A 379-nucleotide genomic window follows, 5' to 3' on the forward strand; every position below is an offset into this window, starting at 1 on the left:
TTAAGCGGGCTTATGCCATTGCACTAACCTCACGATGTCCAACCGTGATTAGCCCACCTTCGTGCTCCTCCGTTACTCTTTGGGAGGAGACCGCCCCAGTCAAACTACCCACCAGGCACTGTCCGCAACCCGATAGGGCCAACGTTAGAACATCAAACATACAAGGGTGGTATTTCAAGGACGGCTCCAACGCAACTGGCGTCACGTCTTCAAAGCCTCCCACCTATCCTACACATGTAGGTTCAATGTTCAGTGCCAAGCTGTAGTAAAGGTTCACGGGGTCTTTCCGTCTAGCCGCGGGTACACTGCATCTTCACAGCGATTTCAATTTCACTGAGTCTCGGGTGGAGACAGCGTGGCCATCATTACGCCATTCGTG

1 rRNA gene is annotated in these 379 nt (G+C 52.8%); it reads right to left on the reverse strand.

Annotation, left to right across the window (positions count from 1 at the left end):
• Positions 1-379 (reverse strand): 23S ribosomal RNA (locus CIK04_RS31125); the annotation flags it as partial.

The sequence above is a fragment of the Vibrio sp. 03_296 genome, assembly GCF_002265885.1.